This is a genomic window from Roseibium sp., assembly GCF_050301095.1.
Taxonomy (GTDB): domain Bacteria; phylum Pseudomonadota; class Alphaproteobacteria; order Rhizobiales; family Stappiaceae; genus Roseibium.
In genome coordinates this window covers 30859-44894 of sequence record NZ_JBNKYW010000131.1, presented here as the reverse complement: position 1 = coordinate 44894, position 14036 = coordinate 30859, and the positions used below count along the sequence as shown (strand labels likewise).

The 14036-nt window shown below is 63.1% G+C and carries 14 protein-coding genes; 5 read left to right on the top strand and 9 right to left on the bottom strand.

The genetic code is table 11. From position 1 onward, the window contains the following. The 4 genes from ACQY7U_RS12275 to ACQY7U_RS12260 all read left to right on the top strand — a co-directional run. Positions 1-361, top strand: a 361-nt coding sequence (locus ACQY7U_RS12275) for a pyridoxal-phosphate dependent enzyme (RefSeq protein ID WP_428644823.1), incomplete at its 5' end; no start/stop codon positions are given. 125 nt (positions 362-486) lie between these two features. Further along, positions 487-1650, top strand: a complete 1164-nt coding sequence (gene bhcC / locus ACQY7U_RS12270; protein WP_428644821.1) for a 3-hydroxy-D-aspartate aldolase BhcC — start codon at positions 487-489, stop codon at positions 1648-1650. A 375-nt stretch (positions 1651-2025) separates the two neighbouring features. Next, a complete protein-coding gene (gene bhcD, locus ACQY7U_RS12265) occupies positions 2026-2991 on the top strand; it encodes an iminosuccinate reductase BhcD (RefSeq protein ID WP_428644819.1) in 966 nt (321 codons plus the stop codon). Between the two features lie 16 nt (positions 2992-3007). Further along, positions 3008-3991, top strand: coding sequence for a type I glyceraldehyde-3-phosphate dehydrogenase (locus tag ACQY7U_RS12260; protein ID WP_428644817.1), 984 nt, complete (start codon positions 3008-3010; stop codon positions 3989-3991). Positions 3992-4270: 279 nt separating this feature from the next. On the opposite strand, the gene ACQY7U_RS12255 is transcribed toward ACQY7U_RS12260, so the two are convergent. The 3 genes from ACQY7U_RS12255 to puuE form a co-directional block, all read right to left on the bottom strand. After that, positions 4271-5707: a uracil-xanthine permease family protein gene (locus ACQY7U_RS12255; protein ID WP_428644815.1), complete on the bottom strand. Its 1437-nt coding sequence runs from the start codon at positions 5705-5707 to the stop codon at positions 4271-4273. 69 nt (positions 5708-5776) lie between these two features. Next, positions 5777-6274, bottom strand: coding sequence for an ureidoglycolate lyase (locus ACQY7U_RS12250; RefSeq protein ID WP_428644813.1), 498 nt, complete (start codon positions 6272-6274; stop codon positions 5777-5779). Beyond that, positions 6271-7686 carry an allantoinase PuuE gene (gene puuE, locus ACQY7U_RS12245; protein ID WP_428644811.1) on the bottom strand — a complete coding sequence of 472 codons (1416 nt, stop codon included), beginning with the start codon at positions 7684-7686 and terminating at the stop codon, positions 6271-6273. The genes ACQY7U_RS12250 and puuE overlap by 4 nt, the downstream gene beginning before the upstream one ends. 192 nt (positions 7687-7878) lie before the next feature. Between puuE and uraH the strand changes: the two genes are divergently transcribed. Continuing rightward, positions 7879-8232, top strand: a complete 354-nt coding sequence (uraH, locus tag ACQY7U_RS12240; protein ID WP_428644809.1) for a hydroxyisourate hydrolase — start codon at positions 7879-7881, stop codon at positions 8230-8232. On the opposite strand, the gene ACQY7U_RS12235 is transcribed toward uraH, so the two are convergent. From ACQY7U_RS12235 to ACQY7U_RS12210, 6 genes are all read right to left on the bottom strand, one after another. After that, positions 8208-8999, bottom strand: coding sequence for a Stf0 family sulfotransferase (locus tag ACQY7U_RS12235; RefSeq protein WP_428644808.1), 792 nt, complete (start codon positions 8997-8999; stop codon positions 8208-8210). The genes uraH and ACQY7U_RS12235 overlap by 25 nt on opposite strands. A 172-nt stretch (positions 9000-9171) precedes the next feature. Then, complete coding sequence (locus ACQY7U_RS12230) at positions 9172-10470, bottom strand: mechanosensitive ion channel family protein (protein ID WP_428644806.1); 1299 nt, start codon at positions 10468-10470, stop codon at positions 9172-9174. A 395-nt stretch (positions 10471-10865) separates the two neighbouring features. Continuing rightward, complete coding sequence (locus tag ACQY7U_RS12225; RefSeq protein ID WP_428644805.1) at positions 10866-11207, bottom strand: RidA family protein; 342 nt, start codon at positions 11205-11207, stop codon at positions 10866-10868. Beyond that, positions 11204-12613 (bottom strand): FAD-dependent oxidoreductase, encoded by a 1410-nt coding sequence (locus ACQY7U_RS12220; RefSeq protein ID WP_428644803.1) that lies wholly within the window; start codon positions 12611-12613, stop codon positions 11204-11206. Before ACQY7U_RS12220 ends, ACQY7U_RS12225 begins: the two co-directional genes overlap by 4 nt. Next, the gene (locus tag ACQY7U_RS12215) at positions 12606-12911 is read right to left on the bottom strand and encodes a (2Fe-2S)-binding protein (protein WP_428644801.1); all 306 of its coding nucleotides are present in this window, start codon (positions 12909-12911) and stop codon (positions 12606-12608) included. The genes ACQY7U_RS12220 and ACQY7U_RS12215 overlap by 8 nt, the downstream gene beginning before the upstream one ends. After that, positions 12886-13986: an NAD(P)/FAD-dependent oxidoreductase gene (locus ACQY7U_RS12210; protein ID WP_428644799.1), complete on the bottom strand. Its 1101-nt coding sequence runs from the start codon at positions 13984-13986 to the stop codon at positions 12886-12888. The genes ACQY7U_RS12215 and ACQY7U_RS12210 overlap by 26 nt, the downstream gene beginning before the upstream one ends. Positions 13987-14036 lie beyond the last annotated feature (50 nt).

The following is a 14036-nucleotide window of genomic DNA, read 5'->3' as shown; positions in this document are numbered from 1 at the left end:
GGTGAAGATCTACGCCGCGGAGCCGGAACAGGCCGACGACGCCGCACGCAGCTTCAAGGCCGGTCACATCATCGCCGACGACGCGCCGGTGACGGTTGCCGACGGACTGAAGGTGCCGCTGAAGGAACTGACCTGGCACTTCGTCTCCAACCACGTCACCGACATCCTGACGGCGTCTGAACAGGAAATCATCGACGCGATGTACCTGATCTGGGCGCGCATGAAGATCGTGATGGAGCCCTCCTCGGCCGTACCGCTGGCCACCATCCTGAAAAACAAGGATGTCTTTGCGGGCAAGCGTGTCGGCGTGATCATCACCGGCGGCAACGTCGATCTCAACAAACTGCCCTGGAACGTCTGACAACCGGCCGAACGCCGGCAGAACGCTCCAGCCCCTTCTCATCGATCAACGACTTCGGCCTTCCCTCCTTGAAGGGAAAGCCGGTTGATCCGGCCCCAATTACAGCGATTTCGGGAGATTGACCCATGAACGCACAAACCGGTTTTGAAAAACTCGACGTCGGCTTCGACATTCCCGCCGTTCCCGGCATGGACGAAGCCGATATCCAGACCCCTTGCCTGGTGCTCGACCTGGATGCCCTGGAGCGCAACATCAAGAAGATGGGCGACTACGCCAAGGCCCACGGCATGCGCCACCGGGTGCACGGCAAGATGCACAAGTCCGTCGATGTCGCCAAGCTGCAGGAACGCCTGGGCGGCGCCGTCGGCGTGTGCTGCCAAAAGGTGAGCGAGGCGGAAGTCTTCGCCCGCGGCGGCATCAAGGACATTCTGGTTTCCAACCAGGTGCGCGACCCGAAGAAGATCGACCGTTTGGCACAGCTGCCGAAATACGGCTGCCGCACCATCGTCTGCGTCGATGACATCAACAACGTCGCCGACCTTTCCGCTGCCGCCGTCAAGCACGGCACGACGCTGGAAGTCTTCATCGAGATCGACTGCGGCGCCGGCCGCTGCGGTGTCACCACCACGGAAGACGTCGTTGCCATCGCCAAGGCAGTGGACGCTGCGGAAAACCTGAAGTTCACCGGCATCCAGGCCTACCAGGGCGCCATGCAGCACCTCGACAGCTATGAGGCGCGCAAGGAAAAACTCGACATCGCTATCGCCATGGTGAAGGACGCGGTCGAAGGCCTTAAGGCAGCCGGTCTCGAGCCGGAACTGGTGTCCGGCGGCGGCACGGGTTCCTACTATTTCGAATCCAACTCCGGCGTCTACAACGAACTGCAGTGCGGCTCCTATGCCTTCATGGATGCCGACTACGGCCGCATCCTGGACAAGGACGGCAAGCGCATCGACCAGGGCGAGTGGGAAAACTCCTTCTTCATTCTGACCCAGGTGATGAGCCACGCGAAAGCCGACAAGGCGATCTGCGACGCGGGCCTGAAAGCCCAGTCCGTCGACAGCGGCCTGCCGTTCATCTACGGCCGCGACGACGTGGAATACATCAAGTGCTCCGACGAGCACGGCGTCATCTCCGACCCGAACGGTGTGCTGAAGGTCGGCGAAAAGCTGAAGCTGGTTCCGGGCCACTGCGATCCGACCGCCAACGTTCACGACTGGTACGTCGGCGTGCGTAACGGCAAGGTCGAAACCGTCTGGCCGGTGTCGGCCCGCGGCAAGGCCTACTGATCCAAGGGCTTCCGCTTCGCTTGTCGTCCCCCCCGACGCGGTGAAGCGGAGACCCGGGACCGGGGAACCGGTGACTTTCGTCCATTCGCCCGGTCTTGAAAGTCGCAGGCGCTCCGGTCCCAGTCTGCTTTTGGCAGAACCGCGTGGACAGAGACACGAATTGAATGAAGTCCGGGCTCTCCGCGCAAGGCAAGCCCGGCATGGCAGGAGATACCGGACCAGGCTTGTCCGGAGGAGGGGAGCGCGGGTTTCGAAGGACTGGCGGTGAGCGCAGAAATCGCCGTCCGTCCTTCGGAACCCCGCTGCGCTCCCGGCCCCGACAAGGGCAAGCGCCGTTCTCCGGGCATATCATGGGTATTTCATGGGAGACCAAACATGATCATCGTTCCTGAAAAGGAAATTGCCGGACTGATCGGCAGGGCCGAGTCCTTCGAGGCGGTCGAAAACATCTTCGCCGCCATGTCGAGCGGCGCGGCCTACAACTTTCCGGTCATCCGCGAAGCCATCGGCCATGCGGACGCGCTTTACGGCTTCAAGTCCGGCTTCGACCGTTCGTCCCTGGCGCTCGGCCTGAAGTCCGGCGGCTACTGGCCCGGCAACGCGGCCAAGGGCCTGACCAACCACCAGTCGACCGTGGTGCTCTTCGATGCCGATACCGGCCAGGCCAAGGCGCTTGTCGGCGGCAACCTCCTGACCGCGCTCAGGACCGCGGCAGCCTCCGCCGTCTCCATCAAGCATCTGGCCCGCAAGGACGCCAAGGTGCTCGGCATGATCGGCGCGGGCCACCAGTCCGCCTTTCAGATGCGGGCGGCCGCCGAACAGCGGGACTTCGAAAAAGTGCTGGGCTGGAACCTTCATCCGGAGATGCTGTCGCGCCTGGAAGAAACCGCCGCCGAACTCGGCCTGCCTTATGAATCCGTCGACCTGGACCGGATGGGCGCGGAAGCCGACGTGATCATTTCGATCACCTCCAGCTTCGACCCGATCCTGATGGCGCATCAGGTGACGCCCGGCACCCATATCGCCTGCATGGGCACCGACACCAAGGGCAAGCAGGAAGTCGACGCCGAGCTTGTCGCGAGCGCGACCCTCTTCACCGACGAGGTCGAACAGTCCGCCACCATCGGCGAATGCCAGCATGCGGTTGCAAGGGGAATTGTCTCTAGGGACAATATAAATGAGATCGGCGCCGTGATTAATGCTACCCATCCCGGCAGGACCTCGGACGACGAAATCACGCTGTTCGACGGTACCGGCGTCGGCCTTCAGGATCTTGCGGTCGCTTCCGCGGCAGTGGATCTGGCCATCCGGAAGGGCGTCGCGATCGAAGTGGATTTCTAGACCCGGATCGTCAGGAATGCGGATTGTGATCAACGGGTTCGGCCGTATCGGCCGGACCGTTTTGCGTCAGGTGCTGAGCCTGCCCGAAACCGAGGCAATCGAAGTGGTGCGGATCAATGACATCGCACCACTGGAGACCTGCGCATATCTCTTCAAATACGACAGCGTGTTCGGCCCATGGCCAGGATCCGTTGAAGCCGGCGACGGGACCCTGACCGTAAACGGCCGCACCATTCCGTTTTCGGCACAGACAGACCTGTCGACCCTCGACCTTTCCGACACCGATGTCGTCATGGAATGCACCGGCAAGGCCGACACGCGCGAGATCGCCGAACGCGGCCTTCGGTCCGGAGCACGCAACGTGCTCATCTCCGGCCCCTCAGCCGCCGCCGACGTCACGCTGGTGTTGGGGGCGAACGAGGCCGAGCTCGGCAGCCACCGGATCGTCTCCAACGGCTCCTGCACCACCAACGCGCTCGCGCCCCTGCTGCGCGGTATCGACGACGCCATCGGCATCAAGAGCGGGCATATGACCACCATCCACTGCTACACCGGCAGCCAGCCGATGGTGGACGCCCCGCGCGGCCCGCTGGAGCGTAGCCGCGCCGGCGGCGTTTCCATGGTACCGACCACCACCAGCGCCACCAAGCTGGTCGGCAAGGTCCTGCCGCAACTCGCCGGAAAGGTCAGCGGCGCCGCGGTGCGCGTTCCTGCCATCAGCGTGTCCGCCGTCGATCTGACGCTGACCTTGTCAAAACCGGTCGAGACACCGTTCAACGACCGGCTCCAGCAAATCTTTTCCGGCAGCAAGCTGATCGGATTTGTCCGCGACCGCGTCGTTTCCACCGACATGCGTGCCCGCCCGGAATCGCTTGTGATCCACTTGCCCGAAACGCTCGAGGCAAACGATCACCAGGTGCGCATCTTCGGCTGGTACGACAACGAGTGGGGTTTCTCCGCGCGCATGATCGACATGGCTCGTCTGATGGCCGCGCGGTGAAGCAAAAGACTTTCGACGTGCTCGCCATCGTTCCGGAAAGGCCGCACATGCGGACCTCGGACTAAACGTCAAGATTCATCATCGTCATCCCGGCCAAGCGGAGCGCGAGCGGGACCGGTGAGGCACATGCTTTTGCCGTTTCCAGAACCTTGGTTCGGCGGCCCCGGCTCCCCGATCCTGCATCTTCGCTACGCTGCGTCCGGGATCGGGGAGCCGAGGGTGGCAATAAAAAAGGGCCGCTCGCGCGGCCCTTTCCCGTTTTGGCGTTTCGCTTGCGGCCTACGCCGTTTCCTCATGCGGCAGCGAGCCGTGGCCATGACCGGACATTCCGCCGGAGACCTCTTCCGTGGCTTCGTTGGAGAGTTCCTCCGGCAGCACCAGGTTGAGGACGATGGCGATCAGGGCCGCCGGCAGCAGGCCGCTGGTGAGCAGGATGCGTGCCGTGTCGCCCATGTGCTGCAAGGCGCCTGGTTCCTGCTGCAGACCGAGGCCGATGGAGAGCGAGACGGCGAAGATGACCATGTTGCGCCGGTTCCAGTTGACGTCCGACAGCATGGAAATGCCCGCAGCAACCACCATGCCGAACATCACGATCACACCGCCGCCGAGCACCTCGATGGGCACGGTGCGGATGACCGCGCCGACCTTCGGAATGAGGCCGCAGACGATCAGGAAGATCGCGCCGATGGTGACGACGTGCCGGCTCATGACGCCGGTCATGGCGATGAGGCCGACATTCTGGCTGAAGGAGGTGTTCGGGAAGCCGCCGAAGAAGCCGGCAGCCGCCGTACCGAGACCATCGGCATAGGTCGCACCGGCGATTTCCTTGTCGGTGGCCTCGCGCCCGGCCCCGCCCTTGGTGATGCCGGAGACGTCACCGACGGTCTCGACCGCGGAAACGAAGGCCATCAGGCTGAAACCTATAACAGCAGCAAAAGAGAACTCGAAGCCGTATTTGAACGGTTGCGGCAGGGCGAAGACGGCGGCCTTGTCCCAGGACCCGGCAATCGCACCGAAGGTCAGCATGCCGGTGGCCAGGGCGAAGATGTAACCCGCGAGCAGGCCGAGCAGGACTGCGGAGACCGACATCATGCCACGAGCGAAGAATTTCAGCCCCAGAGTGACGAGGATCACGACCAGTGCCGCCGACCAGTTGAGCAGCGAGCCGTATTCCGGTTTGCCGATGGCCGGCACACCGCCGGCGGCATATTGAATGCCGACCCTGACCAGCAACAGGCCGATCAAGGTGACCACAAGCCCTGTGACCAGAGGTGGCAGGGCAAAACGGATCTTGCCGATGACAAGACCGAGCGACGCGTGGAAGAAACCCCCAATGATCACGCCGCCAAAGAGCGCGGCGAGGCCGTCGACGCCCTTGCCGGCGACCAGCGGGATCATGATCGGCAGGAAGGCAAAGGACGTTCCCTGGACGATCGGCAGGGCCGCGCCCACCGGACCCAGCGTCAGCGTCTGCAGCAGCGTTGCCACACCGGCAAACACCATCGACATCTGGATCAGATACAAAAGCTCGGGGAAGTCTGGTGAATTCGAGCCGAAACCGAAGCCGGCGGCGGACGCCACGATGATGGCCGGTGTCACGTTGGACACGAACATGGCCAGCACGTGCTGAATGCCGAGCGGCACCGCCTTCATCAAAGGCGGCGTGTAATTGGGATCGCGCAGCTGCTCTGCCGTCCCGATCGACGAGTTATTCATGATTGCTCCTCTGAAGGTCATGGACGTCCCGCATCGTTTTCTGTGCGGTGATCGTCCGGGGAGTGGGGGCTAGTCCGTGCCGGCTGCCTCCACTGTCCATGGAGCGGAAAACCAATATTCCTCCAAATTGGTTCCCTCTCCAATACGGTCAACAACGGCGTAGCGCCCGGGTTTGCCGAGTGGCGCCAGAACGCCGTGCCAGGTGCCGCGATGCAGATTGATCGACTGGCCCGGCTGGCTGATGAATGCTTTGAGATTTACCGGCTCGCCGTCCCGGTCGTCGGCGACCACCACGATCATCGGCACGCCGTCCAGCGGAATGAAGGCCTGGCTGCCTTCCGGGTGCCGCTCGACCAGCTCCACGGCATAGGGCAGATGCCGGGCTTCGGCGTCAAAAAGGCTGATGCCGGCCTGTCCGCTGCCGAAGTCGAGCCTGGCCAGGTCGTGATAGCGACCGCATTTGCCCTGGTTTATGATCTTGTCAGGGGCACCTGCGATTTCGAGAACCTCGCCATAGGGGGCGAAGGCCTCGGCAGTCAGTGGTGATGGGGTCAGTTTACCGGTCACGGCAACAGATCCTGCAGCCTGTGCCGCGCAATGCGTTCTACCTGATAGCAGGCCTCAGTGAATTCGGTTTCCCGGTCGTTGCCGATACGCCGCTCGAAGGCCTCCAGGATCGACGCCTTGTTGTGATCCCGAACCGCGATGATGAACGGAAAGCCGTGTTTTTCGACATAGGCATTGTTCAGCGTCGTGAAGGTCTCACGTTCCTCGTCGGTCAGGAGATCCAGCCCCGCGCTTGCCTGCTCGTTGGTGCTTTCCGCCGTCAGGCGTCCGGCCAGGGCCAGTTTGCCCGCAAGGTCCGGGTGGGCCGTCAGCACGCCGAGGCGCTCTTCGTCGCTTGCGGAGCGGAACATACGGCAAAGCGCGTTGTGCACGCCCGCGGCACAGTCGTGCGCGGGGCCGAGTTCCAGCTCGAAGGCGCGCTCCGCGATCCACGGCGAATGCTCGAAGATGCTGCCGAAGGTTTGCACGAATTCTTCCCGGCCCATACGGCTCGGCTGCGGGCTGCGCTGCGGCGGATGTTTTTTCGCCCAGTGCTCGGCGATCTCGATCCGGCGCGGGCACCAGACACCGTCGTGCTTCTGGATGTGCTCTATGAATTTCTGCAGGGCGGCGATCTTGCCCGGACGGCCGACGAGACGGCAGTGCAGGCCGATCGTCATCATTTTCGGCGTGTCCGTTTCGCCTTCGGCATAAAGCACGTCAAAGGCGTTGCGCAGGTAGTTGTAAAAATCCTCGCCGTCGGTCCAGCCGGGCGCCGTGGCAAAGCGCATGTCGTTGGCTTCGAGTGTGTAGGGAATGATCAGCTGGTCGCGGCCATCAAAGTCGAGCCAGTAGGGCAGGTCGTCGTCATAGGTGTCGGAGATATAGTCGAAACCGCCTTCCTCGGCGACGAGGCGAACGGTGTTGGCGGAGCAGCGGCCAGTGTACCAGCCGCGCGGACGCGCACCGACGACTTCCGTGTGCAGGCGGACCGCTTCGGCAATCGCGGCTCGTTCCTCGTCTTCCGGCATGTCCTTGTGCTCGACCCACTTGAGGCCGTGGCTGGCGATTTCCCAGCCGGCGTCCTTCATGGCCTCGACCTGCTCCGGATTGCGGGCGAGCGCGCTGGCGACACCATAAATGGTCAGCGGAATACCGGTACGGGTGAACAGGCGATGCAGGCGCCAGAAGCCGGCCCTTGCACCATATTCATACATGGATTCCATGTTCCAGTGGCGCTGGCCGGGCCATTGGGCCGCGCCCGGAATGTCGGAGAGAAATGCCTCGGAAGCCGCATCGCCGTGAAGCACGCAGTTTTCGCCGCCTTCCTCGTAGTTCAGCACGAACTGGACGGCGACCCTGGCACCGTCCGGCCACTTGGGATCGGGGGCGTTGGGACCATAACCACGCAAGTTACGAGGATAGCGATTCAAGACGGACCTCCTGCAAATACCAGCGGGATTTGTTTATGATTGATCTGACCGTTGGCAATTGTCTTCTTATAAAGCAAAATAATGCAGATGACTTTCTCGGTTTTTTAGAAAGTGCTTTCTGATATCCGCAGGTGCCCTTCCGCACTGCGGAAAAGCATCATGCACCGGAAACGAATTGTTTGGGAGAGCCGCATGGCCGGATATCTGACGACACATGTGCTGGACACCGCCCAGGGCTGCCCGGGCGAAGGCATCAAGATCGATCTCTACGAGATCTCGGGCGACAGCCGCACCCACCTGCGCACGCTGGTGACCAACGACGACGGCCGTACCGACAGCCCGATTCTGCCCAAGGAAGACTTCAGGACCGGCACCTATGAACTGGTGTTCCATGTCGGCGCCTATTTCGACGCCGCCGGGATCGAATTGCCGGAACCGAAGTTCCTCGACACCGTGCCACTGCGCTTCGGCATGTCGGAAGACGCGCATTACCACGTACCCCTGCTGGTCTCGCCGTTCAGCTATTCGACGTATCGCGGAAGCTGACAAGAAACAGGCAGGACTTCTTCCTGCCTGAAGCGCTTCACCCATGCTTCGTTGGTGGCATCCGCCAGTCTGGCAACGCCCGGTGTCACACTTCCCGCCACCGTACCGTCCAGTCCCAGTGCCTCCAGCACATCCCGCAACAGGCCCTGAGGGTCCGCAGACAAGTCATCGTATGTGATCCTGAAAGGCTCGATGCCCTGGACTTCGAACCAGGTCTGCCAGTCCCGATCGAATGCCGTGAACCTTTCGCAGGTGGCTCGAATCTCGCCTTCGTCATAGACCGGTTCGGCAGGTGGAGCGAGACGCTCCAGTTCCGTTCCGTCCGGCGCCCGGTGCCACAGGCCGGTCTGCTCGGCTTTCACGTAAGAAACCGCCTGGGCGAGCTTGTCCGGCCGCGTCAGATGAATGAACAGGGTACGCCCGAAAACCGCCTCGAGCCGCTCCGGATCGCTTGAAACGTCCGGATGCAGAAGGCCGAGTTTTTCCATGAAGAAATCGAAGCTGTGCCGCTGCAAACGCAAGCCGAAGATGCCTGTGTTCCGGCTGCCTTTTTCCATCGCGGCCTGAAAGATCCGCTCAAGCGTCTCCCTCTCCTGCTCCGCTTCCCCATTGTCCAGGCCATAATATTCCAGCCAGGCCTGGAGCGACGGCTCATGAAAGTGTGAGCCCGGATTTCCGGAAATGCCCGTGGCCCCCAGCAGCTTGCACAGGAGCGTGCTGCCGCTGCGCGGAGACGTGCAGATGATGTAGGAATTGTATTTGGTCATCGAACACTTTTTTGAGCAAAATAATAGGGTCTGGTTCTACGGCGTGCTTGCGATCCACGGCAAGGTCTTCCCGGAGACAGCGTAGCGAAGATCCGGGATCAAGCACCCGGGTCCCGGCTCGCGCTTTGCTTGGCCGGGACAGCGAAATACAGCAGGTCCTCACTCACAGGTCTCAATCCCCCAGATCCTCCGCCGCGTCCTTCTTCATTATGATCTCGCGGTGCGGGTACGGAATGCCGATGTTGTTTTCCTTGAAGGTGTCCCAGAGCGCCAGCAGGACCTTGCCGCGGATGTTTGTCAGGCCTTGCTGCGGGTCGTGGATCCAGAAGCGGAGGACGAAATCGAGGGAACTGTCGCCGAAGCCCGTCAGCCAGCAGACCGGGCGCCGGTTTGCGTCCACCCGGCCGACCGTGGCGGCGGCGGCAATCGCCAGCTTGCTGACCTCATGCGGGTCGGCGTCGTAGGATACCCCGAAGTTGACGTCGAGCCGGACGAGGTCGTCGCTGAACGACCAGTTGATCACCCGGTGGGTGATGAAGTCCTCGTTCGGGATCAGGTACTCGCGGCCGTCGCGGGTGACGACGGAGACGAAACGGGCCCTCAGTTCCCGGATCCAGCCGAAGGTGCCTTCCAGCGAAATCGTGTCGCCCGGCTTGATCGACTTGTCGAGCAGGATGATGATGCCGGAGATGAAATTGGAGATCACCTTCTGCAGGCCGAAGCCGATCCCGAGGCCGATCGCACCGGAAAACAGCGTGAAGGCGGTCAGGTCGATGCCGACCGAGGACAGGGCAATGGTCGCGGCGATCAGTATGAGGCCGAATTTCGCCACCTTGCCGATCAGCACCCGAATCGACGGGGTGAGCTCGTCCGATTTCTGGACCTGTTCGTCGAAATAGCGGCCGAGCACCACGGCAACCCAGACGGTCGCAATCAGCAGCACCGCGGCTTTCAGAACGAGCAGCGCCGACAGGCGCATCTGCCCCAGCGGCAAGGCAAGGCTGTCGAGGAACGTCCCGGCCTCGTCGTCGAACCCCAGAATGACGAGTGCGACATAGGTCCAGGCCAGCCAGGTCAGCGTGCGGGCCGCAAGGCGGTTGCGGATGACCCGCGACAGAACGGCCACGAAGAGCCAGGCGAGCGACAGGGACAGGGCGACGGAAATGAAGTGGCTGCGGCTCGGCCAGGTCACACTGCGCATGATGGTGAGCGCGATGAAGAGAAACAGGCTGAAGAGGATCCATTCCACGCGCCGGAGCAGTGCCACCACCACCCGGAGCAGCCCCGGGTGGCCCTTGATTGCACGCGCCCGTTCCTCAAGCTGCGGCTCGATCCTCCAGCTGATGACCATCGCCAGCAGATAGAGCACGATAATGATGCCCGCCTGATAGAAGAACCAGGGCGCGGTCAGATAGCTGAGCAGCAATCTTGCCCAGGACTGGAATTCGGCGATGAAACCGTCGACATTCATCCGCAAGCTCCCGGCCGGAACCTCGGGCAAACTGCGCGGGTGCACAATCCGCCCGTTCCTTCAAGAACTTAACAATATTTCCGGCCAGGGGCCAAGGGCCCAGCTTCCCTCGGGGTCACTTCAACTTGAAGAGATGGCACTCTGAATGCTGCCGGAAAGCACCCGGAAAGCAGACTTCCATTCAACTCTCCACATACCACCTCATCCTGAGGAAGCGCGGAGCGCTGTCTCGAAAGATGGGCCAATTGCACCGGAGTTTGCCGCCATCCTTCGAGAAGGACCTGACGGTCCACCTCGGGATGAGGGTGTTGGTGTGGCTTTCGTGGCGATCGGTCACCCGACACGCTCGGGGCCGGAAAACGCCCTGTTTCCGGCCCCGTTCCAGTGAATTGCTTTTAATCGCAGGCGGCGGTGATGATGATCTCCACCTTCAGCCCGGGGCTCGCCAGCTTGGCTTCGCCGCAAGCCCGGGCCGGGGCGTGGCCGGCCGGGACCCAGGCGTCCCAAACCTCGTTCATCTCGGCGAAGTCCGACATGTCCGCCAGCCAGACGATGGCCTGCAGGATTTTCTCGCGTGAGGAGCCTGCCTTTTCCAGCAGCGCGTCGACGCGGGACAGGCAGTCCCGTGTCTGCTCTGCAACCGTGGCGCCGCTCCCCACCTGACCGCACAGATAGGCCGTGCCGTTGTGCTTGACGATCTTGCTCATGCGAGTTGCGGTGTCGATACGTTCGATCATTCGGCGGGTTCCTTTGCCTCGTCGTTGTTCAGACCGTCCTCCAGCGCCGCGAGTTCGCCCAGGGTTACGGGCTTGAGCGGCGGCCGGATGCGGTAATAGCCGGTGTCGTCATGGGTGCGCCCGTTTGCGGACGCAAGCAGTTCGGTAACCGTCAGGCCGCAATAGCGGCCCTGGCAGGGACCCATGCCGGAGCGGCCGAAGGCCTTGGTCTGGTTGGGGCCGAGGCAGCCGAGCCCGGCATAACGGCGAATGTCGCCGGCGGTAACCTCCTCGCAGCGGCAGACGATGGTCTCGTCGGCCGGCGCAAGTGCTTCGGAAAACGGCGGATAGGCGCGGTCGATAAAGGGGCGGGCCGCCAGTTCCCCGTCAAGCCTGCGCCGGAGCGGTGCGGCGGTGGCGTCCCTTTCGCCCATTGTTGCGGCCCCAAGATCGCGGGCGATCTCAAGGGCGGCCAGCTCACCGGCAAGTGCCGCGGCCACCGCGCCACCGATACCGGCACCATCCCCCGCAATAAAGACGTCCGCAATTGCCGTGCGGCCCCAGATGTCCTTTTCCGGCACGAAGCAATGCTGGCCGTCTGACCATCTGTGCGACACACCGATCGAGCGGGCGGTCTGCGTGTTGGGCACGACGCCGTGATGCAGCAGGACGGTTGCGCAGGCGAGGTGGTGGTGCCGTCCGTTCGCGTTGAAAACCAGTGCCTCGGCCTTGCCCTCCCCCTCAATGGCGATGCCGGTGGCGCCCTTGTAGCGCCGAACCCCGGCCTTGCGGAGCTCGGCGATCAGACTGAGCCCCTTGACCAGATATTTCCAGCCGCGCAGGGCGCCGCCGAAATGGGCCAGCGAGGCCCGCAGATCGCTGGAGGTCTGGGTTTCGACAAGCGCCAGCGGCGGCGTTCCGGCGCGCACCATCTGCGCAGCGACCAGATAGAGCAGCGGGCCGGTGCCTGCGAGTACCGCGTTTTCACAGACGAACCCGCTCTGCTTCAGAAGAATTTGCGCCGCGCCCGCCGTCATCACGCCAGGTAGCGTCCAGCCGGGAACCGGCATTGGCCGTTCCAGCGCGCCGGTGGCGATCAGCAGGCGCTTGCCGGTGGCGACCGACGCCTTGCCATCGACAGAGAACGCGACGCGCGTGCCCTCTTCGATCTGCCAGACGACGGCTCCCGCGATATGCCGGATCTTGGGATGCTCCAGTGCCCGGACGAGATCGAGCCCCTTGGTGAAATCGGGGCCGAGAATGCCGCCACGTGTCTTCGCGGCGCGCTCGACGTCCCGGTAGATCTGGCCGCCGGCCCGCTGCTGTTCGTCCAGCAGCAGCACGGACAGGCCCGCTTCGGCGGCCCGCCGGCTTGCAGCCATGCCCGCGGGGCCCGCCCCCAGGATGACAAGATCGGCTTCAAGCATCGCTTCCGCTCCCGGCGCCATGCATGGAAATCTCCATGCCGTCGCTCACTTCGCTCATGCAGGCCTGACGGGTCACGCCGTCGATCACGACCAGGCAATCGAAACAGGCGCCCATCATGCAGTAGGGATTGCGCGGCGCTCCGGAAACGGGCGTGACTCGTAGCGGCTGCACACCGGCGGCCAGAAGCTCGGCCGCCAGATTGCCGCCTTCGCGCAGTTCGAGCTCCTGCCCCGCGAAGCGGACGCGGACCAGCCGCCCGGCGGGCTTCAGGTCACGAAAGGTCGAAACGGTCTTCACTGAAAACCTCCAGATCCGGGGCGTCGTTGGTTGCTTCCAGCCAGTCGGGCAGAAAGCGTGCATGGGCGGCGGCCAGCGTGATGCCGCTGTGGCAGGTCACCAGAAAGGCACCGGGCATTTCACGGCTTTGCTGATAGACCGGCAGGCCGTCCGGCGAGAGCACCCTGAGCGCACCCCAGCTGCGCACAAGCTGCGCCTTGGCGAGGATCGGATAGGCGGCGACAGCCTCGGCTGCGAGGGTCGAAAGGCCTTTCGTCGTCACCTGATCGTTGTAGCCGACCTCTTCGTTGGTCGCGCCGATCTGGATGCCGCCTTCGTCCACCTGCCGCGCGATCAGCGACGGCCGGTTGAGAATCTTCGGCAGCTTTTCCGTGATCAGCACCTGGCCCCGCTGCGGGCGGACCTTTGCCTTGAAACCCATCTTCGGCCCGAGTTCGGCAGCGCCGAGCCCCGCGGCCAGGACGGTTCTGTCCGCCTCGATCTCCGTCCCGTCGCTGCAACGGACGCGGAAACAACCGTTTTGGCTGACCGCGTCCACCGTCCTGCCGTTCAGGACCCGGCCGCCCATGCGCCGGACATCGGCGGCAAGCGCCTTCAGGAGTTTCAGCGGATTGGCGTGCCCGTCCTGATGATGAAGGATGGCCCCGGCCACCTTCGGGCCGATTTCGGGTTCTTCACGGCGAATTTCGTTGTGACCCAGCACCTCGTAGGGGTAGTTCCCATCGAGTTTGGCTTTCAGGATCTCGTAGTTGGCGACAGTCTCTGCCAGCGTCTCGTCGGAGAAATGCAGGTCATAGCCGCCCTTCTGCTCAAGCGCCGGATCGAAACCGGTGTTGTTGCTGAGCTCGTCGGCAAACTCCTTCCAGGCCGCCGCCGAACGCTGAGACCAGCGGGCATAGGCCGGCTGTTTCATGCCCTTGGATTGCACCCAGACAAGGCCGAAGTTTCCGCGGCTGGCCCTGAAGCTGCCGTCGTCGCCGTCGATAACCGTCACCGACCGGCCCCGTTTCAAAAGGCCCCAGGCAACAGACAGGCCGACGACGCCTCCACCAATGATGGCGTAGTCCGATTCCATGACGAATTCCGAAGTTGGATTGGAACCGGGCGGCGGATCCCGCCGCCCGG

Excerpts from the sequence above, each read along its gene's own strand:
- bhcC (WP_428644821.1), top strand. The coding sequence starts at position 487 with ATGAACGCACAAACCGGTTTTGAAAAACTCGACGTCGGCTTCGACATT.
- bhcD (WP_428644819.1), top strand. The coding sequence starts at position 2,026 with ATGATCATCGTTCCTGAAAAGGAAATTGCCGGACTGATCGGCAGGGCC.
- ACQY7U_RS12260 (WP_428644817.1), top strand. The coding sequence starts at position 3,008 with ATGCGGATTGTGATCAACGGGTTCGGCCGTATCGGCCGGACCGTTTTG.
- ACQY7U_RS12255 (WP_428644815.1), bottom strand. The coding sequence starts at position 5,707 with ATGAATAACTCGTCGATCGGGACGGCAGAGCAGCTGCGCGATCCCAAT.
- uraH (WP_428644809.1), top strand. The coding sequence starts at position 7,879 with ATGGCCGGATATCTGACGACACATGTGCTGGACACCGCCCAGGGCTGC.
- ACQY7U_RS12235 (WP_428644808.1), bottom strand. The coding sequence starts at position 8,999 with ATGACCAAATACAATTCCTACATCATCTGCACGTCTCCGCGCAGCGGC.
- ACQY7U_RS12230 (WP_428644806.1), bottom strand. The coding sequence starts at position 10,470 with ATGAATGTCGACGGTTTCATCGCCGAATTCCAGTCCTGGGCAAGATTG.
- ACQY7U_RS12225 (WP_428644805.1), bottom strand. The coding sequence starts at position 11,207 with ATGATCGAACGTATCGACACCGCAACTCGCATGAGCAAGATCGTCAAG.
- ACQY7U_RS12220 (WP_428644803.1), bottom strand. The coding sequence starts at position 12,613 with ATGCTTGAAGCCGATCTTGTCATCCTGGGGGCGGGCCCCGCGGGCATG.
- ACQY7U_RS12210 (WP_428644799.1), bottom strand. The coding sequence starts at position 13,986 with ATGGAATCGGACTACGCCATCATTGGTGGAGGCGTCGTCGGCCTGTCT.